Origin of the sequence: Mesorhizobium ciceri biovar biserrulae (assembly GCF_001618845.1) — a bacterium.
GTDB lineage: Bacteria > Pseudomonadota > Alphaproteobacteria > Rhizobiales > Rhizobiaceae > Mesorhizobium > Mesorhizobium ciceri.
The window spans coordinates 412,958-436,053 of record NZ_CP015064.1 but is presented as its reverse complement, the minus strand read 5'-3'; the positions used below and the strand labels follow the sequence as shown (position 1 = coordinate 436,053).

Genomic DNA, 23,096 nt, shown 5'->3' with positions numbered 1-23,096 from the left:
ATTTTATGCAGCTCTTTCCTTGCCCATTCTGTGGTCCGCGCGACGAAACCGAATTCCACTATGGCGGCGATGCCGGCAACATCAGGCCGGATGGCGCCGATGTGCCGATCGATCGCTGGGCAAACTATCTCTATCTGCGCACCAATCCGAAAGGCGCGGCGCGCGAGATCTGGGTTCACATGAACTGCGGCGAGTTCTTCGTTATGGAGCGCGACACCGTCACCCACAAGGTGCTGTCCTCGGCCGCACTCGGCGGGGAGCACGTCGCGTGACCGCCTCACGTCTTGCCACCGGCGGCAGCGCCATCGACCGCTCGCGCCCGATCCGCTTCAGCTTCGACGGAACCATCGTGCAAGGCTTTGCCGGTGACACCATCGCCTCGGCGCTGCTGGCGGGTGACGTCGCGGTCGTCGGCCGCAGCTTCAAATACCACCGGCCGCGCGGCATATGGGGCGCCGGCGTCGAGGAGCCAAATGCGCTGGTCGATATCGGCGGCACGCGGGCAACGCCGAACACCCGCGCCACGACCGAGCCGGCCCGGGACGGACTGGTGGCGAAAAGCGTCAACGCCACGCCCAGCGCGCTGGCCGACCGCAACGCCTTCCTCGACCGTTTCGCGCGCTTCATTCCAGCGGCGTTCTACTACAAGACCTTCATGTGGCCGGACTGGCACAGGTTCGAGCCGCGCATCCGCGCCATGGCGGGATTGGGCACAGTCGACGCCGACTGGACCTCGCCCGGCAAGGCCGACCAGATCAACCATCATTGCGATGTGCTGGTTGTAGGCGCGGGACCGGCCGGGCTGGCGGCGGCAGGGCTGGCGTCCGGTGCTGGCCTGACCGTCACACTGGTCGACGACCAGCAGAGTCCCGGCGGATCGCTCGGCCATCGTGCCGCGGAGATCGACGGCAAGCCGGCGGCCGTATGGGTCAAGGAGACGATTGCCGGGCTTGCCGCTGGCGGTCACCTCATCCTGCCTTCGACCACCGCCTTCGGCATTTACGACCACAATCTGGTCGGGCTGAACCAGCGTCATCTCGACGGCCGGCCGGATACGCTGTGGCGGGTCAGGCCGCGCCAGATCGTGCTGGCGACCGGCGCCATCGAGCGGCCGCTGCCTTTCGCCAACAACGATCTGCCGGGCATCATGTCGGCGGATGCGGCGTTCGCCTATCTCCGGCGCCACGCTGTGCTGGTCGGCCGCCGCATCATCGTCGCCACCAACAATGACAGCGCCTATGAGGTGGCGGGGGCGCTTGCCGAGGTTGGCGCCGAAGTCAGGCTTGTCGATATCCGGCGTGACGGCGCGCCTGCGGCGGCGGCCAATGTCCGGCTGATCAAGGGGCGTTCTCTCGCATCCGCCAGCGGCAAGCTGCGCGTCGACGGCGTGACGCTCGACGACGGCACGAGGTTCGATGCCGATTGCGTTGTGGTCTCCGGCGGGTGGACGCCGACCATCCATCTCTTCGGCCAGGCCAGGGGCAAGCTCGCCTGGAGCGATGCGCGCGCGGCCTTCCTGCCGGGCGAACCGGTCGGCGGTATCGCCGTGGTCGGCGCCGCAGCCGGCGCGGTCTCCTTGTCGGAGGTGTTTGCCGGCGTGGAAAAGGCATTCGCCGGCAAGGAGAACGCGGCAACACCACGCAGCACCGGGCCGGAGGCGACGGACGGCATTCTCCCGGCCTGGCCGATGCCGGGCTCGAAAGGCCGCATCTGGATCGACTACCAGAACGACGTGACGGTGAAGGACGTCGAGCTGGCCGCACGCGAAAACTTCGTCTCGGTCGAACATCTGAAGCGCTACACCACGCTCGGCATGGCGACCGACCAGGGCAAGACCTCCAACCTGCCCGGGCTGGCGCTGATGGCAGGGATTACCGGCCGCACGGTGCCGGAGGTCGGCACCACCACCTACCGGCCGCCGTTCACGCCGGTGCCGCTGGCAAGCTTTGCCGGCGCGCGCGTCGGTGAATTGATGGCGCCGGTACGGCGACTGCCGCTCGAAAACGTCCATCGCGCCAGCGGCGCTGTCTTCCAGGAATATGGCGGCTGGCTGCGGCCTGCCCACTATGGCGGCAACGCGGACGCGGAACGTTCGATCGCGGACGAGGCGCGACGTGCGCGCCAGTCGGTCGCGCTGTTCGATGGTTCGACGCTCGGCAAGATCGAGGTGATCGGGCCGCAGGCGACGGCGTTCGTCGATTTCCTCTACTACAACACCATGTCAACACTGAAACCGGGCCGCTGCCGCTATGGCTTCATGCTGTCTGAGAACGGCGTGGTCTTCGACGACGGCGTGCTGGTGCGGCTGGACGAGCATCGCTTCATCGTGTCGTGCTCGTCCTCGCATGTCGCCGCCGTCCATGCGCGGCTGGAGGAATGGCGCCAGGACCGTTTTGGCCGCAGCGCCGTTTACATCCACAACGCCACACCGGACATGGCGACACTGACCGTTTCGGGGCCAAATGCCCGCAAGCTGCTGGAAAAGCTGCATCTTGGCCTCTCGCTCGACGATGCCGACCTGCCGCATATGGCGATCGGTCATGGCACTTATGCCGGCGACGAAGTCCGCATCGCCCGCGTCAGTTTCACCGGCGACAGGAGCTACGAGATTTCGATCCGGGCCGACCACGCCGAGCCGCTATGGGCGCATCTGCGCGAGGCCGGCCAGGCGCTCGACGCCATCGTCATCGGCCTGGAGGCGCTGATGATCCTGCGTGCCGAAAAGGGTTTTATCGTCATCGGCAAGGACACCGACGGCACCACATTGCCGCATGATCTCGGCGTCCACGGTCCGCGGGCCAAACGCAAGACCGAGTTCGTCGGCCGCCGCTCATTGTTCACCGAGGAGGCGTCGCGTGACAATCGCATGCAGCTTGTCGGGCTGGCAGTGCCGCAAGGCGAAGCACCGCTGCCGACCGGCGCGCATGGCATCAAACGGATCGACGGGAGATTGCACAGCCAGGGCTTTGTCACCTCGAGCTACCAGAGCCCGACGCTTGGCCGCCCGGTTGCGCTTGGGCTGATAGAGCGCGGCGCGACGCGGCACGGCGAGACGATCGACATCCAGCATCTCGGCAAGATCAGCAAGGCGACAATTACCGCCCCTTGCGCCTTCGACCCGGCAGGAGACCGGCTGCATGCGTGATCTCGCGGAAAAATGGTCCGTTGCACCGGACTGGCAGGGCGCGGTCATCGCCACGCCGGGCCTTGCGATACGAGCAGTCCTCGACCTCTCCCAGTTGCTGGTCAGCGGCGATCTCGACGCATGGGCGCGAGTATCTGGCGTGGACCGCACTGGTGTCGGAGCCTTTGGCACCGCACAAGGTGACCGCTATGCGGCACGACTGGCGCGCGACCGGCTGCTGGTCGTCTCGAACAGCCCGCTTGCCATCGCCTCGGGCTGGCACACAGACGGGTTCGCGGTGACGGCGATCAGCGCCGGGTTGCAAATGTTCGAGGCCGAGGGCACGGCGCTCGACGCTTTCATCGCGCGTGGAACGACGCTCGATCCCAGCCAAGCGAGCGCCAGTGCAGCGCTCTCCTTCGCCGACATCAGCGCCGTCGTCTATCGCCATGACGCCAAGCTGCGCATCCATGTCGATCGCGGTCTTGCCGCCTATCTCTGGACATGGATGGAAATTGCCGCCGGCAACATCGCCGCAGGATCAGCGAAGTAGCCGGTTACGGCTGGTCAGAGTGTGAACGACCAGAACAGGCAGGCCAGCGTCGCGGCGGCAAAGACGGCGAAGAACAGGCTGCGCAGCAGCACGTTGCGGCGCAGCTCGTTCATGACAAAGTGACAACCGACGATCGCCGCGGCAAACAGGAACCGCCAGTTCAGCAATGTCCACACGGCGCTGCCCTGCCCGAACGCCCATCTGGCGACCATACAGCCGACGATGGTCGCAAACAGTGCGATCACGGTCCAGAAAAGGGCATCGGCGGCATGGGTCAGGACGATACCGGCCGCCCTTATCGGCAGGATCATCATCAGCATCGCGCTGAAGAAATAGACGGCGGCAATCGGGATGAACACGCCGGCGTCGGCAATGCCGTCAAGGCGCCTGACGCCGATCGCGCCATAGGGATAGCCGTGCCTGGCGACAGCCAGGCTCAACGCCATGAGCAAGGCGGTCAGCACGGCGACCAATGCGAAGGATGTGAGGGCTTTGCTCATGACGTTCCTGTCCCAGACGAATCAGACAGGAACGGTTTTAGCGGTCGGTCGTAAATTGCGCGTAAGCGGGGGCGCTGCCCTCACGGATTTCGTTCAGTTCAATCTGGCTGACGACAGGCTATTCAGCGGCGATCCAGCCTGCCGAACGATTGGCCAGCACAAAGCCGACCTCGTCGACCGCCTGCGCCGCACGCTTAAGGATCGCCTCGGAGCGCAGCACGCCGTCGGTGAAATCCTTGTCGGTGGCGTAGACGGCGGTGGGCAGCGCAAAGGCCTCGAAGAAGCCGAACAGCGGCCGCAGCTGATGCTCGACGATCAAGGCATGGCGCTCGCCACCGCCGGTCGCCGTCAGCACGATGGGCTTTCCCCGCAATGCCGCCGGATCGATCAGATCGAAGAAATGCTTGAACAGGCCGGTATAGCTGCCCTTGTAGGTCGGCGAGCCCACGACAAGCACGTCGGCGGCGAGGATTTGTTCCAGGATCGCGTGCGCCTGGCCGTCGAGATCGCGGGCCCATTTCGCCGTTCCCAGCGACGGCCCGAGATCCTCGATATCATAGGTGCTCGCCGATAGGCCGTGGCTGGCGGCGATGTCCCTGGCGACCAGATCGACGAAGGCGCGCGTCTTTGACGGCCTGGTGATGTTGCCAGAAAAGCCGACGACTGTTGGGTTTGACATGGCAGTGGGCCTCTTGAATGGTCGAAGGTTTGACGTGGCGGGCCGCCAGCCCGCCGGTGGAAATCAGCTCCAAGCGTGCAGCGGCGGGTTTTCGCCGTTGAGGAAATATTTGCCGAGGATCGAGTACTTCCAGCGCACCGGATCGTGCAGCGTGTGCGTGCGAGCGTTGCGCCAATGCCGGTCGAGATTGTGCTCGGCCAGGGTTGAGCGGGTCCCTGCCAGTTCGAACAGCTTGTTGGTGGCGGCGATGGCGATCTCTGTCGACAGGATTTTTGCCTCGGCAGTGACGATCTGGGCGTGCGCCACCGTCTCGGCTGTCGGCTCGGCCACTGCCCGGTCGATTGCATGACCGGCCTTTTCGAGCAGCGCCTGCGCCGCGTGCAGGCGCAGCGTCAGGTCGCCGATGGCCTGAATGGTGTAGGGATCGTCCCAGGCGTTGTCGACGCCGCTGTCGATCCAGGCGCGGCTTTTGGTCCTGACGAAATCGACCGTCTCGTCGATCGCCGCCTGGGCGATGCCGGTGTCCACGGCCACCTGGATGATCTGGAAGATGGCGCCGTCGGCGGTCGGTTTGTCGTAGCCCTTGTAGCCGGGCACCAGATGCGTCTTCGGCACCTTGACGTTGTCGATGATGACGGTGCCGGACAGGGTCGTGCGCTGGCCGAAGCTCGACCAGTCGTCGATGACGGTCAGGCCGGGTGCGCCGCGGTCGGCGATCGCATACCAGGCGCGGCCCTCGTCATCGAGCGCCACGATCGGCACCAGATGGGCGAGCAGCGCGCCGGACGAATAGAATTTCCGGCCGTTGACGACCACATGATCGCCGGCATCGGTGAAGCGGGTCTCAAAATCGGCGGCGCGCTTGGAGCCGAACTCGGAAAAGGCGTTGCCGAACCGGGTGCCCTTCAGTGCTTCGGCGAACAGCAGCTTCTGCTGGTCCGCGTCGGAGACGGTGCGGATGGCAGCGACGACGCCGAGATGGTTCTGCGCAACCTGGCCGATCGAGGAATCCGCCGCCGAGATGATCTCGATCACCTTCGCCAGCGTCGCATAGGACACCTCCGGCCCACCGAATGCCTTGGGTACATTGATCGACCACAGGCCGCTTTGCGAAAAGGCATCGAGTTCGGCGACCGGCCAGATCCGTTCACGGTCGCGCCGGGAGGAGTCCTTGACGAATTCGGCGGCGAGCGCATGGGCAACCGCAATCGCCTCGGCGTCGTCCTTGATGATGTGCGCCGGGGCGGTCGGCCTTGCGACTGGCGGCACGGCGGCGGAAGCCTTGTCGGTCTTGACGGTCGAAACGGTCATTTCACTGCTCCTTGGGATTTCGATTCAGGCAACGGCGTGGAGATGGGCGGGCTTGGTGGCGGGTGACGTCTGTTGCCCGGGGTTCGATTGACCGAGATAGAAGGCCCTGATGTCCTCGCGCTGGCGAAGCTCGGGGGCCGCGCCGGCGAGAACGGAAACGCCGTTCTCCAGCACCGTGGCATGGTCGGCATATCGCAGCGCCACTGCGGAGTTCTGCTCGGCGACCAGGATGGATAGGCCAGTCTCGCGGTTGAGTTTTTTCAAGCTCTGGAAGATGTCCTGGACGATGATTGGCGCGAGCCCCATCGACGGTTCGTCCAGGACGAGCAGCCGCGGCCGCGACATCAGCGCCCTGCCGATGGCGGTCATCTGCTGTTCGCCGCCGGAGGTCAGGCCGGACAATGTCCGGCGTTTTTCCCGAAGCCTCGGGAAATAGCCGTAGATCCGTTCGAGATCCCCGTTGATCTCGGCGCGGCTGCCGCTGCGGCCGATGCCGCCGGCGATCAGATTCTCCTCGACGGTGAGGCTTTTGAAGCAGTGGCGGCCTTCCAGCACCTGAACCAGCCCGGCGCGCACCAGATCACCCGGTTTGCGGCGCGAGACATCCGAGCCGTCATAGCGGATGGTGCCGGCATTGACCTGGCCGCGTTCGGCCGGCAGCAGGTTGGAGACGGCCTTCAGCGTCGTGGTCTTGCCGGCACCATTGGCACCGAGCAATGCCAGTATCTGGCCGCGCCTGAGCTCGAAACTGACACCATGCAGCGCCGTGATGGCGTGGCTGTAGGTGGCATGGACCGTGTCCACAGCAAGAATGACGTCATCGTTCGGCATAGGCTGTTCTTTCGCGGTTCGAAAACCGAACAGGTCGGGCGCCACGGAAACTTGGTCCGCGACGCCCGGCACTGACTGATCAGTTGGTGGTCACAGCATTGGCATCGTCGGCGGTGCGCAGCTTGATGCCCTTCTCGGCGGCGTAGGCCTCGGCGGACTTCTCGATGATTGGCCGCAGAAGCGCCCAGTCCGGCGCGATCCAGTCGGAGACGACGTTCCACTTCTTGCCGTCCCACTGCTGGAAGGTCACGTAGCCTTCGCCTTCATGGTTGTCCCAGCTGACATTGATCGAGTGGAACAGGTCCTTGGCGCCGAGCGCCTCGACCTTGGCCGGATCAAGCTTGAGATGCTCGAAGCCCCAGCGGACCTCGTCGCCGGTCAGCGTGCGGTGGCCGAACTTCTCCTGCGCGACCCGGATCGCCTCGACATTGAGGATGCCGTTGACGATGCCGAGATTGTGGTAGACCGAGCCGATGCGCGCCTTGTCTTCAAGGTTACCCTTGCCGGCGCCGTAGACCGTCTTCACGATCTCCTGAACCACCGGGTAGGAGTTGCCGGAAGCCTGCGTGGTGATGGCGGTGTAACCCTTGGCGGCGTCGCCGGCAGGGATGACATCCTCTTCAGAATTCGACCAGACATTGCCGACGATGTGATCGACGGGATAGCCGACCTTGACCGCCGTCTTCAGCGCCACCGGGTTCATCACACCCCAGCCGCGCAGGACGACGAAATCCGGCTTGGCGCGGCGGATGGTCAGCCACTGCGACTGCTGCTCGTTGCCGGGATGCGGCACCTCGATCTGCTGCACGGTGAAGCCGTATTTCTGCGCCAGCAGCTCATAGATCGGGATGGTCTCCTTGCCGTAGGGCGAGCCGTGATAGAGCACGACGATCTTCTTGCCCTTCAGCTTGTCGATGCCGCCTTCCTTGGAGGCGATGTAGTTCACGATGCCTGATGTCTCGCTGTAGGGATTGAGCAGCAGCGGGAAGACGTAGGGGAAGACACGCCCGTCGGTGGAATCGGTGCGGCCGTGGTTGACGGTGATCAGCGGCACCTTGTCGGCGGTGATGCGGTCAATCATGGCATAGGCGATGCCGACCGAGAGCGGGTTCCAGGCGGCGGCGCCGGCATGGCTCTTCTGCCGCTCGTAGCATTCGACGCCGCGCTCGACCTCGTACTGGGTCTCGCATTCGTCCCAGGTCAGCTTGACGCCGTTGACGCCGCCGTCACGGATGTTGATGAGGTTGAGATAGTCGATGAAGCCGCCGAAGAAGCCGGTGCCGCCGGCCGCGTAAGGCCCGACGCGATAGCTCTGCAGCGGAAAATATTGTTCGTCGGCGTGCGCGGCGGGCAAGGCCACCGACACGATCATCACCGCGGACAATGCCGCCGCCTTGATTGTGCTGAGGAAAGTCATGGTCGAGGTACTCCCGGTATGGGCCGTCTTGTTCGGCCCCTTGTTCATTTTCGGATGCATCAGCTCAAGTCGACTGCCAGGCGAACAGGAGCCGTCTTCGGACCCTGTCCCACAGCGCCACCAGCCCGTCGGGTTCAAGGATCAGAAACAGGATGATGAGCGCGCCCAGAACGATGCGCTGGCTCATGTCGAGCACGCCCGAATCGAAGAGATCGCCGAGCAGGAAGCCGCCGAGGCGCGACAGAGCGAGCGGGAAAACCACGATGAGGGCGGCGCCGAAAAACGCGCCGCGGATCGAAGCCAGCCCGCCGATGATGATGATGAACAGGATTTGGAACGACCGATCGAGATCGAAGCCGTCCGGCTCGACGGTCCTCAGATAGGCGAAGGCCCAGATGACGCCTGCGACGCCGATGATGAAGGACGAGATGGCGAAGGCCAGCAGCTTGGTCCTCAGCACCGGAATGCCGATGATGCGGGCGGCGGTTTCATTGTCGCGGATGGCGATGAAGTAGCGACCGGTCTGCGACGAGACCAGCCTGTAGGCAAGGAAGGTCAGCACAGTGACGATTGTCAGCGCGAACAAATAGCGGCCGACGGCGCCGTCGAGCGCTAAACCTGAAATCGACAGTCTCGGCGCGTCGATGACGCCTGACGCCGAGTTGTTGGAGAACCAGCTGAACTTGGTCAGCGCCCATTGCACGAAGAACTGCGCGGCGAGCGTCGAGACCGCGAGATAAAAACCCTTCAGACGCAGGCTGGGCAGGCCGAAAACGATGCCGATCGCGGCGGCGACGATGCCGGCCAGGAAGATGCTGCCGATCAGCGGCAGGCCCTCGACGCGCAGGTTAAAATTATAGGCGGCGAAGGCGCCCGCCGCCATGAAGGCGGCACTGCCCAGCGAGACCTGGCCGGCATAGCCGGTGAGAATGTTCAAGCCCACGCCTGCGAGGCTGAGCGCCAGGAACGGCAGCAGGATGGCCTCGAACAGATAACTTGAGCCGATCAGCGGCACGACACCATAGGCGAAGGCGAGCAGCAGGACCGGTACGACCCATTTCGGCAGCACCGGCGCGGCGACGAAATCGCTTGTTATCGCGGTCATTGTTCAGATCCTCTCAACGAGCTTCTGGCCGAACAGGCCGGAAGGGCGGATCAGCAGAAAGACGAGCGCGACGACATAGGCAAACCAGCTCTCGATGCCGCCGCCGAAATAATCGCCGATATAGACCTCGGCGAGCTTCTCACTGGCGCCGATCAGCAGCCCGCCGACGATGGCGCCGAGGATGGAATCGAAGCCGCCGAGCACCAGCACCGGCAGCGCCTTGAGCACCACCAGCGACAGCGAGAACTGCACGCCGAGGCGTGCGCCCCAGAGCAGTCCCGCCACCAGGGCGACAAGGCCGGCGGCAGCCCACACGGTGGCCCAGATCAAGGGCAGCCTGAGGCCGACCGCGAGGGCCGCGAACTGATCATCGGCAACGGCGCGGAAGGAGAGGCCGATGCGGGTGTAGCGAAAGAACAGCGACAGCAGGAGGACCATGCCGGCGGCAACCACCGCGGCAAAAATGTCGAACTGGCTGATCAGCACGCCGCCGATTTCCAGCGGCACGTCCTCGATGCCGAGATCGAGGCCATGGACCTGCGTGCCCCAGATCAGCTGGGCGACGCCCTCGATGATGTAGGACAGGCCGAGCGTCGCCATGAACAGTGTGATCGGCGGCTTGTTGGTCAGTGGCCGCAGCACCGTGCGCTCGATGGCGACACCCATCGCCACCATGATGGCGAAGGTGACCGCCAGCGCCAGCGCGAACGGAATACCGCGCTCGACGAGGCTGACGAAGGTGAGTGCCGCAAACAGCAGCAGCGCGCCTTGCGCGAAATTGAGCACGCCCGAGGTCTTGTAGATGAGCACGAAGCCGATCGCGACAAGCGAATACATGACGCCTGAGAGCAGGCCGCCGACGAGCACTTCGATGAGGAATTGGTAGTCGAAATCGGCGATCATATGCCTGCCCCGTCCTCATTGTCCGAGGCGACGCCGAGATAGGCATCGATGACGCGTTGGTCGTTCCTGACTTCATCGGGCGTGGCGTCGGCGATCTTGCGGCCGTAGTCGAGAACGGCGATGCGATCGGACAGACCCATGACGACGCCGACATCGTGCTCGATCAACACCACGGTGGTGGCGAAACGATCGCGCGCGGCACGGACGAAAGACGCCATCTCGCTCTTTTCGCTCGCTGTCATGCCGGCCATCGGCTCGTCGAGCAAAAGCAGGCGCGGCTCGGCCACCAGCGCGCGGGCCAGTTCGACACGCTTCTGCAGCCCGTAAGGCAAGGTGCCGACAAGACGGTCGCGAATGGCGGTGAGATGGAGGAATTCAAGGATCTGTTCGGCACGGCTGCGTGAATCGCGCTGCTCGCCACGCGAGCGGCCGATGCCGAGCACCTGGCCGGCAAAGTTGGAGCGAACCTTGTAGGCAAGGCCAGAGGCGACATTGTCGAGGACGCTTAGGCCCTTGAACAGTGCGAGATTCTGGAAGGTTCTGGCGACGCCGAGATGGGCCAGCCGCTGCGTCGGGACCTGGGCATAGGAGGTACCGTCGAGCTGGACATGGCCGCTATCCGGCCGGTAGACGCCGCTGATGACGTTGATCAGCGAACTCTTGCCGGCGCCGTTCGGGCCGATGATGGCACGGATCTCGCCTTGGCGGACCGATAGGTCGATATCGGCCAGTGCCACGACGCCGCCAAAGGACAGGCTGATGCCCTGAAGCGAAAGCAACGCTGAGGCAGCGCCGGCAACGGCCCCTGCCGGCCTGGCGGCATCTTCGAACGACTGCTCCGGCCGCTGGTCTGACGGCAAGCCGCGTGCAAAGACTTCCGGTGCATAGGCGGAAGCCTCCATCACTCCGAGCGTATAACTGGGCAACGGCATTCCAATCGTCCTTGATTAGGCGCGCAAAATCCTGTTGCCGCCCGACGGATCAGCGCGCCGGGCAAGCTTCGTGCGTGCGGGCCGGCGCCTGTCCGGCGTGCCTATGGGGTGACTATTCCGCCGCCAGCGACGCCGCCGCCTCGGCGTCTTCCAGTTCGCGAACGAGCGGGATGACATGCTTGCCGAAATACTCGACCTCCTCCTGGAAGTGCAGGAAACCGAGCAGGATAAGATCCGCACCCGCGCGCTTCAGGTCGACGACGCGTTGAGCGACCTGCCTGGGGGTGCCGATCAGGTTCGAGCGGAAACCGTCATTGTACTGGACCAGATCGTCGAAGGACGATTTCGCCCAATTGCCCTCACCTTCCGGCGAGGCCTTGCCGGCATTCTTGACCTCATGGCCAAAAGCATTGACCGCGTCGGGATTGGCCTCGGCGATGATTTCGGCGAGCACCGCCCTGGCCTCGTCCTCGGTCTCGCGAACGACCGCGAAGGCGTTGACGCCAACTTTGACGGAATGGTTATTGGCCTTCGCCTTGACCCTGATATCATCGACCTGCTTGGCGATCTCGGCCGGCGTGTTGCCGTTGGTGAAGTACCAGTCCGAGACGCGCGATGCCATGTCGCGCGCGGCGCGCGACGAGCCGCCTTGGAAGATTTCGGGTACTTGCGGCGGTTTCGGCTTCAGCGAATACTCATTGAAGCGGTAGAAATCGCCACGGAAGGTGAAGCTGTCTTCAGTCCATATTCCGCGCAGCGCACGGATGAATTCCTCCGAGCGGCGGTAGCGCTCGTCATGGTCGAGCCAATGCTCGCCGATGGCATGGAACTCGCCGCGGAACCAGCCGGAGACAAGGTTGATCGCGACGCGGCCGTTGGTCAGGTAGCTGATGGTGGCGATCTGCTTGGCCGCCAGCGCCGGGTTCCATGGTCCTGGCAGGATCGCCGCGATGACCTTGAGCGTCGTGGTCGCCGCCAGCAGATCATGGCTGAACGCCACCGATTCATGCTGTTCGTCGGCGCCGTAGCCGGCCGTGAAACGTATCTGGCTGAGCGCGTAGTCGAAGCCGGCCTTCTCGGCGATCTGCGCCAGCTTGCGATTGTACTCGGCAGAATGGTTGGTGCGCTGCTCGATGTTGGAAATCACCAGGCCGCCCGAAACATTCGGCACCCAGTAGGCGAATTTGATCGGATCGGCTTCTGCATGTGCCATGAACTGTCTCCCATTCAGGCCGTGTCGTTGATCGCTCCGGTCGCGCCGGCTCCGATATTTATTATGTTTATAGAATATATATACAAAGAAGGATTTTCCGTTTTTTGGGGCGCTCTTGGGACGGAAATACCAATTTTCGCTGCCGAACCCGGCCCGCAGGTGTCAGCCCACGCGTGGACGGTGTGCGGCATTGGGGCCGATGGCCTGCGCTGACGGCAGGGTTACCAGCAGCCTGGCAATTTCAACCGCGACCGCCTGGGCATGGCGGGCGACTTCCGGCAGACCCATGAGCTCGCCGAAAGTCCCTCGTGCCAGCGGGCCGGCGACCAGGAGTGTCGCGACCGCCGCGCCGTCCCGGCCGATCGCGCGGCTGTCGAGACCTGTCTCGATGCCAAGCCCATATTGGTCCGTCCTGATCAAGCCGGCTTCCGCCAGCGAGCTTAGCGCCGGGTTCAGCTGCAGCGCCTGCCCATGGGCCGGACCGGTGGTGTTGATGACGGCAGCGAAGCGCATCGTCTCGATCCGGGTCTGCCCGCGCCGTTGAAAGCTGACAGCCAGGCTGCCGTCCTCGTCGTTCGACGCGACAAGCCTGGCGGCAATGGTGTCGACTGTACCGGCGGCATGACGCCGGTCGAGCACGGCGGCGACCTGCGGCGCGATCCTGAAACGATGCACGTCCCAGAACACGCGCAGCTGGCGCACCAGCCTTGCCCGCTCCGGCGGCGCAAGTGCAGCCCACAGCACCGGCCCCTGGAGGCGCAGCTGATCGAAGACCGACTGCCAGTTGACATTGGCGGCGCGCGCGGCCGCCAGCGTCGCGCGAATGGTCTTGAGCAGGCCGAGCGCCGTCGTGGCCGGCGCGGATGCAAAGTCGCCAAAAGGCTCGCCCCTGATATCCGGGTGGCCGCGCGAGCGCAGGCCGCGGCGCGACAGCGCGAGGATACGGCCGCGATGGCCACGGCGGTCAAGTTCGGCGACCATGTCGGCCGAGGTCAACCCGGAGCCGACGATCAGCACCGACGCCTCCGGCCCGATCCCTGAAAGCGCGGCGGAAGCGTACGGATCGGCGACGAAACCTGGCGCTTCCGTCAGCGAGGCCAGCGCGTCGGGAATTCCGGGCCGCGGATGCGTCGCTGCCAGGACGAGGATATCGGCGACGACCGGTCCGGCAGAGGTGTGCACGGTCCAGCCCGCGCCATTGGCATCGCGTGTCACGCGTGTGGCGGAACCTTCGACATGATGGACAAGGCCGGAACCGAGATACGGCGCCAGATGCTCGGCGACGTAGCGGCCGAACACGCGACGGCGCGGAAAAGCGTCGCCGTTCTTCCAGATGGCATCCGGGTCGTGTTCGAGTTCTCCGCTGCCAGCCAACCAGCGTGCAAAATGCTGCGGATCATCGGGAGCCATGCTCATCCTGACTGCGGGGACATTGACCCGGTGCGACGGTTCCTCGCTGGAATAGGCCAGGCCGCCGCCGAGCGCTGGTCGCGGCTCGATGACGGAAATCGACAGGCGCTCCGATTGAGGTGCCCGCGCCAGATGCCAGGCCACCGCCGCGCCGGAAAAGCCGCCGCCAAGGATGGCGACGCGCAACCGGCGGGCCGGAGGGAGCGCGTTCACGAGGCGCTGGCGAGCGATTTCGGCCGGTGGTCGCCGGCGATGGTCTCGCCGAACGGACCGGTGTTGACGGACGAGCCAGCGGCTTTGACCGGATGGTCGGTCGGCAGTTTCGGCAGCACCAGTTCGCCGAAGCGATAGGCTTCTTCCAGATGCGGATAGCCGGACAGGATGAAGGTATCGATGCCGAGGCGCCGGTACTCGTCGATGCGCTCGGCGATCGTGTCGGGGTCGCCGACAAGGGCAGTACCGGCACCGCCACGCACCAGGCCGACGCCGGCCCACAAATTGGGCGCGATCTCGAGCTTGGCACGATCGCCGCCATGCAATGCGCTCATCCGCGCCTGCCCGACCGAATCCATGCGCGCAAAGACTTTTTGGGCCGAGGCGATCGTCGTGTCGTCGAGGCGGCTGATCAGCCTGTCGGCAGCGGCCCAGGCCTGCTCGGTCGTCTCGCGGGCAATGACATGCAGCCTAATGCCGAAGGAGAGCTTGCGGCCGGCCTTCTGCGCCAGTTCACGCACGCTGTCCAGCTTGCGCCCGACATCGGCAGGCGGCTCGCCCCAGGTTAAATATTTGTCGATCTCCTGCGCCGCCACCACGGACCCAGCGTCGGACGAACCGCCGAAATACAGCGGCGGGTAAGGCGTCTGCACCGGCGGAAACAGCAGCCTTCCGTCCTCGATGTGGAAATGCTTGCCGTCATGCTCGACCGTCTCGCCGCTCAGCACCCGCTTGTATATGCGCAGGAACTCCTGCGTCACCTCATAGCGTTCGGCATGCGACAGGAAAATGCCGTCGCCCTTGTTCTCCAGCGGATCGCCGCCGGTGACGACGTTGATCAGCAGGCGGCCATTGGAGATGCGGTCCAGCGTCGCAGTCATGCGCGCGGCCAGCGTCGGCGACTGCAAACCGGGCCGCACAGCGACAAGGAAACGCAAGCGTTCGGTCATCGGCACAAGAGCCGATGCGATCACCCAGGAATCCTCGCACGAGCGGCCGGTCGGCAACAGCACGCCATAGTAGCCGAGCGTGTCGGCCGCCTTCGCCACTTGCGTCAGATAGGGCAGATCGACCGATCTGCCGCCCTCGGCCGTGCCGAGATAGCGGCTGTCGCCATGCGTCGGCAGAAACCAGAGCACCTTGATACGGTCGGGAATGTCCTTGCTCATGGCCTGTCTCCCGCTGCCCGACGGAGGCGGCCGGATATGCCTGCTTTGGTTGACGGCGAGCGCAAAAGGGTAGGCATGGCGTGGTCCTGTCCGGATGGAAACCAGATCGCCAGTGCAGATTGCTTATTCTACAAACTCTGTAGAGTTAGTTTATTCCAATTCCGTTGCCGCTATTAGAATTTCTCTCCCCAAGAAATCGGCGGCGAGGCCGACCCGAGTGCAGCGGGCCGGCCTTCCTGCATCAGAACGCTGGTTCGACCGCGTTGACGTTGTCCTTGGTGACGACGGTCAGCGGGATCGGCAGCCGGTCCTTGACCTCCTTGCCCTCGATGATCTCGGCCATCGTGTTGATCGCCAGGCGGCCATCCTCGACGGGCGACTGGACGATGGTCGAGTACATCTCATTGGTGCGGATCGATTCGAACGCATCCTTCTGGCCATTGATGCCGACGATCGGCGGTGCGGCCTTGGAGGGGTTCGCCTCTTTCCATGCGTCGATGAAGCCGCGGGCCATCGTGTCGTCATTGGCGTAGACACCGCTGATCTGGTCGCCGAAGCGTGTGATCAGATCGCGGCTCACCACCAGCGCCTTTTGCTGGTCGAAGTCGGCGTTGACCGTGTCGAGCACCTTGATCTCGGCATTGGTTTCCTTGAGACGGTCGGTGAAGCCGCTGACGCGGCCGATCGTGGTGCCGTTGCCGGCCTGGCCGGCGATGATGACGACGGAGCCCTTGCCGCCCAGCGCCTTGCTCAGCGAGTCCGCCGCCAGCTTGCCTTCCTCGTAGACATCAGGCCCGGTGAACGACTTGATGAACGGCTTGGCATCGTCGCTCATCGGCGAATTGATGAGGATCGCCGGAATGTTCGCCTGCTGCGCGCGCGCCAGCCCCGGTATGTATGCCTGCGGGTCGAGCGGCCACAGGATGATGCCATCGACCTTGCGCGCAACGCAGGTGTTGAGCTGCTCGGTGCCTTTCTGGACATCAAAATCCTGGCTGAGGCTCAGGATCTCGATGCCGAGTTCCGCAGCGCGCGCCTGAAGCGCCTTGTTGGCCGGCGTCGCGTAGGCATGCGAATCCGCTGCCGTCACGTAGCAGACCGTCTTGGCGCTGGCCCAGCCCGTCGATGCCAGCACAGCCGCCATGGCGGCGACGTGAAGCATGCTTTTCTTGCCAATCATGTGTTTCCTCCCAATCATGTGGTTCCTCCTTGAGTGATTGGATTGTCGCGAACGAGCGCCGGGCGCGTGCCCGGAGCCCTCCCCTTGGTGGTAACGGCCCGATCGAGCACGACGAGCAGGATCAGGATAAGCCCGGACACGACCTGCTGGACGTATGCGGGAACGGACTGGAACTCCATCGCGATGGTCAGCGAGCCGATCGTCAGCACGCCGCCGAGCGTGCCGAGCGCGGATCCCTTGCCGCCTTCGAGACGAGTCCCGCCGACAACGACCGCGGCAATGACGGCGACCGTCAGTTCCGAGCCGAAGACAGGCGAGCCGGTGTTGGTGACGAGGCTCTGGAGAACCCCCGCCAGGCCGGCAAGCGTGCCGGCAAAGACAAAGCCGAGAAAGACGATACGGTCCGAGGCGATACCGCTTTCCTTGGCAGCCGCCGGGTTGGACCCCACCGCAAAGACGTTGCGCCCAGGTATGGTGCGCGTCAGCCAGAAATGCAGCAGCACGATCAGGGCGATGAACAGCACGCTGCGGAGGGTGAAGACATCGAGATAGATCTTGGCCAGCGCCAGGGAGAGCATGATGTCGGTTCCGGTCACAGGCTGGCTGTTGGTGATCCAGTGCGCGAGTGAGCGGAAGATCAGCATCGTCGCGAGCGTCAGCACGAGCGAATTCACCTTCAGGCCGACGACCAGCATGCCGTTGATGGCGCCTGCCAGGGTACCGACCAGGATGCCGGCAATCGCGGCAGGCAGGATGCCGATCTCTCGCTGCAGGATGACCGATACGATGCCGGCCAGGGCAAACACCGCGCCACCGGAGAGGTCGATCTGGCCCGATATCAAAAGCACCGTCAGGCCGACCGCGATCAGGCCGATCGTCGCCGCCCGGTCGAGACCGAGGCCGAGGGTCGATGCCGAGAGGTAGCCGGGGACCAACAGCGCGGAAATGACGAGCGTCAGGCCGAGAATGATGACGACGCGATGCTGCGAGACAAGCGAAAGAAAACGCATCACGCCACGCCCCGCTTGCGCAATGCCGCATCCATGCCGACGGCACCGACGATCAGGATGCCGAGCACGAAACCCTGGATTGGCGTGCGCACACCGTCGAGCACCATGACGTTGGTCAGCAGTTGCACGAAGATGAGGCCGGCAATGGCCCGCGGCACCGATCCGAAGCCGCCGACGATCGACACGCCGCCGACCACCACCGCCGTGATGGCGCTGAATTCGTAGCCGCCGCCGATGAGCGGCCGCGCGCTCTGCAGCGTCAGTCCGAGCAGGCCGCCGCTGATGCCGGAAGCCAGTGCGGTGATCACGAAGGCGCCAGCCTTCACGGCCCGCACCGGAACCGCACTAGCCTCGGCGGCGCTGTAATTGCCGCCGGTGGCGAGCGTCCATCTACCCCAGAAGGAGCGGGACAGGACGAAATGGCCGACAAGGGCGATGACCAGGAAGATCAACACCACGACCGGAATGCCGAACAGCCGGCCCTTGGCGAATTCGGCTGAGGCGGGATTGCTGCCATAGACGATGACCCCGCCGACAGCCGCTTGGACGATGCCCAGTCCGATCGTGCCAACGCCGAGCGTGGCAATGATGGGATTGATGCCGACATATCCGACCAGGCCCCCGTTGAGCAGACCTATGAGGCCCGCGAGACCCACCGCCAGCAGGAACGCCGGCAGCGGCCCGATCATCGGCTGCAGCCCGAGCGACAGGATGGCGCCGCAGGCGATGGTGGCCGGCACCGACAGGTCGGCCAGGCCGCCGACCACGAGCACGAAGGTCATGCCGACGACGACGATGCCAACGATAGACATCGAGGTCAGGACGTTGAGCAAATTGCCTGACGTGAAGAAGGCGGGGCTGACGAGGGAGCCGTAGAGCATCACGGCGACGATGGCGAAGGCGAGCCCCGCCTTCGACAGGACATCGACAAGCCTGCTGCCACGCGTAAAGCGGTCGTTGCGGTTCACGCCACCGATCTCCATGGCCGCTTCGCTCAAGCCATCTCCTCCCCGGTGGCCAGCGCCATGATGCGCTCCTCGCTCAATTCGCTGCGCAAGAGAGGCTCGGAGGCATAGCCATCGCGCATCACCACCACGCGGTCGCAGACTCCGAGGATTTCGGGCAGTTCCGACGAGATCATCACGACCGCCATGCCGCCGGCGACGAGTTGGCCGATGATGTGGTGGATCTCGGCCTTGGCGCCGACGTCGACGCCCCGCGTCGGCTCGTCGAGGATCAAGGCCGAAGGTTTGGCGGCAAGCCATTTGGCGATGACCGCCTTCTGCTGGTTGCCGCCCGACAGAAGGCTGATGCGCCGTTCGCCGTCGGGCGGTGAAATCGAAAACTGCTTGACCGAATCCCGGGCAAGCGCGCGATCGGCGCTGCGGCTGATGCGCCCGAAACGGGTCAGGCGGCGCAGGATGGGCAGGCTGATGTTTTCCCGGACCGACATTCCAGGCACGACGCCATCGCCCTTGCGATCTTCCGGAACATAGGCAATGCCTGCCCTGACCGCCTGGGATGGCGAGTTGATCGAGACCTCGCGTCCGTTGACGCTGACCGTGCCCTCGACAAGCCGCGACAGGCCGAAGATTGCGCGGGCAACCTCGGTGCGGCCAGCGCCCACCAAGCCGGTCAAGCCCAGTATCTCGCCGGCGCGCACTTCGAAGCTGACATCGCGGAAGCGCTGTCCGTCGCTGATATGCTCCACGCGCAACACGGACTTGCCGATCGCGGCCGGACTTTTCGGGAAGACATTGCTAACTTCGCGACCGACCATCAGCCTGATCATATCGGCAGCCTTTATGCCCTTGATCGGACGCGTCTCGATCATTGAGCCATCGCGCAGCACCGTCACCTCATCGGCGATTTCGAGCACCTCCTTCAGCCGATGGCTGATGTAGACGATGGCGATGCCGTCATCGCGCATCTTGCGCAGGATCCGGAACAGCGCCGCCGTCTCATGCTCGCTGAGGCTGGATGTCGGCTCGTCCAGCACGATGATCCTCGGCTGCGCCGCATAGGCCTTGGCGATCTCGACGAGCTGCTGCTGGCTGATAGAAAGGTTGCCGAGCCGTTCACGCGGATTAATGGCCGCTCCGAGCTCGTCGAGGACGGCAGCCGCCGCCCTGACCATCTCGCGCTTGCGCAGAAAGGTCCATTTGCCGGGCATGCGGCCGAGATAGACGTTCTCGGCGACGGTCAGGTCGGGGACCAGATTGATTTCCTGGTGCACCATGCGGATGCCGAGCGCCTGGGCGTCGGCGGGCCGGCGCATGCGCACCTCGGCGTCACCGACTTTGATCGTGCCGCTGGTGGGCGCGTAGGATCCGTTGAGGATCTTCATGAGCGTCGATTTGCCGGCGCCGTTCTCACCCACGACCGCATGAACGGTGCCGAATTTCACGGCAAAATTGACGTTGGACAGAGCCTTCACGCCTGGAAAGTTCTTGCTGATGCCTCGCATATCCAAGGCGCAATCGGCGGCGACGGTCATATCTGGCTAGGTTCCTCCTGGCGGCCGGCCGGTGCGCTACATCGGCCTTCGATGTTAGTATAATAGCGCTGCAAACGCAGTTCGGGCTTCTTCGAACAAGCTTGAATGGCCTGCGCTGTTGAAGATCCAAGCCTCAGTCCCGGACTGAATTTTCCATCGTTCATCCTCACTATTGCACTAATATAACAGTTCTGGCAAGCTGGATTCCGGCGGGTCGTCATGACGTCGTGCGTCACCGACCCCCACGCCTGTATTGGATGCGTTCCAATTGACATTCTAGTACTATCTGGCCATTTCTGGTGAACGAAGACACGGATTTGCAATGGACCTGGATCCTTCGACGCTCAATCGGGCTCTTCCGCTCCGCGATCAGATCTACCACAAGATCCGCAACCTGATCGTCGTCGGGCAGCTGAAGCCGGGAGAGGTCATCAACGAGGTCGCCATCGCGGAGGCCCTGGGGGTGTCTCGCACCCCCGTTCGCGAAGCGGTCAAGCGCATCAGCGACGAGGGCCTGGTCAAGATCCTGGCGCAGACCGGCACCTATGTTGCTCCGATCAGCCGGGCCGACCTGGAAGAAGCCTATGTCATCCGGCGCGCACTGGAGATGGAAAGCGCCCGACGCGCGGCCGCCAAGTTCACAGCGGCAGCCAGCGAATTGCTGGAAGACAACATGGCGGCGCACCGGCTTGCCATATCCCGCGGCAGATATGCCACCGCGATACAACTCGACGATGTCTTCCACCGCACCATAGCCGAGATCTGCGGCCTGCCGATGATCTGGAGAGCCGTCGACATCTCGAAGGCACAGATGGATCGCGGGCGCTATCTCGCTATCCCAAGACCGGGTTATGGCGAACAGACGATCGAGCAGCACGAGGCCATTTTCGACGCGCTGAAGCGCCACGACGCCGAGGGTGCGGCACGGGCCATGGAACATCATCTCGAGACGTCGTTCCGCAACACGCTCGAAGTCGCCGCCGACCTTCTCGGCTGAAGCCCCGCGAGCAACCAGCATGCAAAGAATGGGACTTTGTATCGGCGTGAAAGCCGAGGCGATCGCGGACTATAAGCGCGTCCACGCCGCCGTCTGGCCCGAAGTGCTCGACGTCATCAGCCGCGCCAACATCCGCAACTATTCGATCTTCCTGCGCGAACCGGAGAACCTTCTGTTCGCCTGCTGGGAGTATCACGGCAGCGACTTCGCCAGGGATGCAGCGCGGATGAGCGAGTCGCCGGCCATGCGCAAATGGTGGGAACTGTGCGGCCCCATGCAGACGCCGCTGCCGACGGCGAATGGTGGGCGGCCATGGAAGAGGTCTTCCATCTCGATTGACCAGAACGTTATCGGGCAGTCGCTTCCCGGATATGCCCCAACGACGTGGCGACCGGTCCGTCTTTCATGACGACCTCATCCAGTCTCCGGCCTTGACCTTTGACATTCTATTATATTAGTATTCCAAATCATTTCTTGTCTCTCGACCTCCTGTCGCGGAGAACTTTTTCAGAGTTTGGGTCATGGCGCGGTTCATCAAGCTTTCGGGGGCCGACAACATTCTTCTGGCGGTCGATCCGTTGAAGATCGGCGAAAAAGCCGGTGACGTGGCTGCCAGGGCACGCATACCGCGCGGGCACAAAATGGCCTTGCGCGACATCGGCTCGGACCAGCCGATCGTGAAATACGGCCAGACCATCGGTTTTGCGCGGGAACCAATCGTCGCCGGCGACTGGGTTCACGAGCACAATGTGTATCTGCGAAATTTCGAACGCGACTACGTCTTCGGCACGAATACCAGGCAAACCGAGATCGTTGCCGAGGCCGAGCGCGCTACTTTCATGGGTTACCGCCGGCCGAGCGGCAAGGTGGGCACGCGCAACTTCATTGCCGTCCAGACCTCGGTGAACTGCTCTGCCAGCGTCGCCCGGTTCATCACCGATGAGGTCAACCGGTCTGGCATCCTGCGCGACTATCCCAATGTCGACGGTATCATCGCACTCGTCCACGGCACTGGCTGCGGCATCGACACCAAGGGGCCCGCTTACGACCTGTTGAAAAGGACGCAATGGGGCTTTGCCACGAACCCCAATATCGGCGGCGTGCTGATGGTCGGACTCGGCTGCGAAGCGTTCCAGATCCCACGCTGGATGCAGTCGTACAACATCAAGGAGAGCACGATTTTCCGCACGATGACCATCCAGGAAACCGGCGGTACGCGAAAGACGGTCGAGGCTGGCGTGAAGGCGATCGTCGACATGCTGCCTACGGTGAACGCCGCCGAAAGGACGCCGCAACCAGCCTCCGAACTGGTGCTTGCGCTGCAATGCGGCGGATCGGACGGTTACTCCGGCATCAGCGCCAATCCGGCATTAGGTGCTGCGGTGGACCTGCTTGTCGGGCAAGGCGGTACGGCGGTGCTCTCGGAGACGCCCGAGATCTATGGCGCCGAACATCTCCTCGCCTTGCGCGCCGAGAGCCGCGCGGTGGGCGAAAAGCTGATCGAACGCATCCGCTGGTGGGAGGATTATACCGCCAGGCACGACATGGAGATGAACAACAACCCTTCGCCCGGCAACAAGCTGGGTGGGTTGACGACCATCCTGGAGAAATCGCTCGGCGCTTCCGCCAAGGGCGGCACCACCAATCTGCGGGCGGTGCTGGAATATGCCGAGCCGATCAACGAGCGCGGCCTCGTCTTCATGGATACGCCCGGCTACGACCCGGTCTCGGCCACCGGGCAGGTCGCCGGCGGCGCCAACATATTGTGCTTCACCACCGGCCGCGGTTCGGCCTTCGGCTGCAAGCCGACGCCCTCGATCAAGCTTGCCTCCAACACCTTCATCTTCGAGCAGATGCGCGAGGACATGGATATCAATTGCGGAGACATACTGGACGGCGTCTCGCTGGCCGAGAAGGGCGAGGAGATCTTTGCCGAGATCCTGCGCGTCGCTTCCGGCGGGCGCACCAGGTCGGAAGCGCTCGGCTATGGCGACAACGAGTTCGTGCCATGGAGCCTTGGCGCGACCATGTAGCGATCGCCGGCCTGCACAG

General features: G+C 64.0%; 20 protein-coding genes and 1 pseudogene. 6 read left to right on the top strand and 15 right to left on the bottom strand.

Annotation, left to right across the window (positions count from 1 at the left end; genetic code table 11):
* The first annotated feature begins 5 nt into the window (after positions 1–5).
* Genes A4R29_RS02100 through A4R29_RS02090 form a run of 3 tightly spaced genes read left to right on the top strand, consistent with a single transcriptional unit; the run spans position 6 to position 3,677 of the window.
* On the top strand, positions 6–272 hold the full coding sequence (locus A4R29_RS02100; protein WP_063171074.1) for a sarcosine oxidase subunit delta family protein: 267 nt from the start codon (positions 6–8) through the stop codon (positions 270–272).
* The gene (locus A4R29_RS02095; RefSeq protein WP_063171073.1) at positions 269–3,145 is read left to right on the top strand and encodes a sarcosine oxidase subunit alpha family protein; all 2,877 of its coding nucleotides are present in this window, start codon (positions 269–271) and stop codon (positions 3,143–3,145) included. Before A4R29_RS02100 ends, A4R29_RS02095 begins: the two co-directional genes overlap by 4 nt.
* On the top strand, positions 3,138–3,677 hold the full coding sequence (locus A4R29_RS02090) for a hypothetical protein (RefSeq protein ID WP_063171072.1): 540 nt from the start codon (positions 3,138–3,140) through the stop codon (positions 3,675–3,677). The genes A4R29_RS02095 and A4R29_RS02090 overlap by 8 nt, the downstream gene beginning before the upstream one ends.
* A 14-nt stretch (positions 3,678–3,691) precedes the next feature.
* Here the strand turns inward: A4R29_RS02090 and A4R29_RS02085 are convergent, their stop codons facing one another.
* The 15 genes from A4R29_RS02085 to A4R29_RS02015 all read right to left on the bottom strand — a co-directional run bounded on the left by A4R29_RS02085 (position 3,692) and on the right by A4R29_RS02015 (position 20,047).
* Positions 3,692–4,177 carry a hypothetical protein gene (locus A4R29_RS02085; RefSeq protein ID WP_063171071.1) on the bottom strand — a complete coding sequence of 162 codons (486 nt, stop codon included), beginning with the start codon at positions 4,175–4,177 and terminating at the stop codon, positions 3,692–3,694.
* Between the two features lie 118 nt (positions 4,178–4,295).
* The gene (gene msuE / locus A4R29_RS02080; protein WP_063171070.1) at positions 4,296–4,856 is read right to left on the bottom strand and encodes an FMN reductase; all 561 of its coding nucleotides are present in this window, start codon (positions 4,854–4,856) and stop codon (positions 4,296–4,298) included.
* A gap of 63 nt (positions 4,857–4,919) precedes the next feature.
* Complete coding sequence (locus A4R29_RS02075; RefSeq protein WP_063171069.1) at positions 4,920–6,167, bottom strand: SfnB family sulfur acquisition oxidoreductase; 1,248 nt, start codon at positions 6,165–6,167, stop codon at positions 4,920–4,922.
* Positions 6,168–6,191: 24 nt separating this feature from the next.
* The gene (locus tag A4R29_RS02070; protein ID WP_063171068.1) at positions 6,192–6,998 is read right to left on the bottom strand and encodes an ABC transporter ATP-binding protein; all 807 of its coding nucleotides are present in this window, start codon (positions 6,996–6,998) and stop codon (positions 6,192–6,194) included.
* Positions 6,999–7,077: 79 nt separating this feature from the next.
* Positions 7,078–8,415, bottom strand: coding sequence for an ABC transporter substrate-binding protein (locus tag A4R29_RS02065; protein ID WP_063173525.1), 1,338 nt, complete (start codon positions 8,413–8,415; stop codon positions 7,078–7,080).
* A 64-nt stretch (positions 8,416–8,479) separates the two neighbouring features.
* Positions 8,480–9,520, bottom strand: coding sequence for a branched-chain amino acid ABC transporter permease (locus tag A4R29_RS02060; RefSeq protein WP_063171067.1), 1,041 nt, complete (start codon positions 9,518–9,520; stop codon positions 8,480–8,482).
* A gap of 3 nt (positions 9,521–9,523) precedes the next feature.
* Entirely contained in the window at positions 9,524–10,423 is a 900-nt protein-coding gene (locus A4R29_RS02055) for a branched-chain amino acid ABC transporter permease (RefSeq protein WP_063171066.1), read from the bottom strand.
* Positions 10,420–11,355 carry an ABC transporter ATP-binding protein gene (locus A4R29_RS02050; protein WP_063171065.1) on the bottom strand — a complete coding sequence of 312 codons (936 nt, stop codon included), beginning with the start codon at positions 11,353–11,355 and terminating at the stop codon, positions 10,420–10,422. The genes A4R29_RS02055 and A4R29_RS02050 overlap by 4 nt, the downstream gene beginning before the upstream one ends.
* 112 nt (positions 11,356–11,467) lie before the next feature.
* Complete coding sequence (gene sfnG, locus A4R29_RS02045; protein WP_013528160.1) at positions 11,468–12,568, bottom strand: dimethylsulfone monooxygenase SfnG; 1,101 nt, start codon at positions 12,566–12,568, stop codon at positions 11,468–11,470.
* Positions 12,569–12,730: 162 nt separating this feature from the next.
* On the bottom strand, positions 12,731–14,191 hold the full coding sequence (locus A4R29_RS02040) for an FAD/NAD(P)-binding protein (protein ID WP_063171064.1): 1,461 nt from the start codon (positions 14,189–14,191) through the stop codon (positions 12,731–12,733).
* The gene (gene ssuD / locus A4R29_RS02035; RefSeq protein WP_063171063.1) at positions 14,188–15,360 is read right to left on the bottom strand and encodes an FMNH2-dependent alkanesulfonate monooxygenase; all 1,173 of its coding nucleotides are present in this window, start codon (positions 15,358–15,360) and stop codon (positions 14,188–14,190) included. Before ssuD ends, A4R29_RS02040 begins: the two co-directional genes overlap by 4 nt.
* A 241-nt stretch (positions 15,361–15,601) precedes the next feature.
* Positions 15,602–16,540, bottom strand: coding sequence for a sugar ABC transporter substrate-binding protein (locus A4R29_RS02030; protein WP_027164230.1), 939 nt, complete (start codon positions 16,538–16,540; stop codon positions 15,602–15,604).
* Positions 16,541–16,554: 14 nt separating this feature from the next.
* Positions 16,555–17,550, bottom strand: a complete 996-nt coding sequence (locus A4R29_RS02025; RefSeq protein ID WP_063169855.1) for an ABC transporter permease — start codon at positions 17,548–17,550, stop codon at positions 16,555–16,557.
* A complete protein-coding gene (locus A4R29_RS02020; RefSeq protein WP_244506882.1) occupies positions 17,550–18,548 on the bottom strand; it encodes an ABC transporter permease in 999 nt (332 codons plus the stop codon). Before A4R29_RS02020 ends, A4R29_RS02025 begins: the two co-directional genes overlap by 1 nt.
* A complete protein-coding gene (locus A4R29_RS02015) occupies positions 18,545–20,047 on the bottom strand; it encodes a sugar ABC transporter ATP-binding protein (protein WP_063171062.1) in 1,503 nt (500 codons plus the stop codon). Before A4R29_RS02015 ends, A4R29_RS02020 begins: the two co-directional genes overlap by 4 nt.
* Before the next feature lie 322 nt (positions 20,048–20,369).
* Here A4R29_RS02015 and A4R29_RS02010 point away from each other — a divergent pair, with 322 nt between their 5' ends.
* The 3 genes and pseudogenes from A4R29_RS02010 (at position 20,370) to A4R29_RS02000 (ending at position 23,077) form a co-directional block, all read left to right on the top strand.
* Entirely contained in the window at positions 20,370–21,044 is a 675-nt protein-coding gene (locus A4R29_RS02010; RefSeq protein WP_013528167.1) for a GntR family transcriptional regulator, read from the top strand.
* Positions 21,045–21,063: 19 nt separating this feature from the next.
* Positions 21,064–21,383, top strand: a pseudogene (locus tag A4R29_RS02005) (L-rhamnose mutarotase).
* Positions 21,384–21,565: 182 nt separating this feature from the next.
* A complete protein-coding gene (locus tag A4R29_RS02000; protein WP_063171061.1) occupies positions 21,566–23,077 on the top strand; it encodes a UxaA family hydrolase in 1,512 nt (503 codons plus the stop codon).
* The last annotated feature ends 19 nt before the right edge of the window (positions 23,078–23,096 follow it).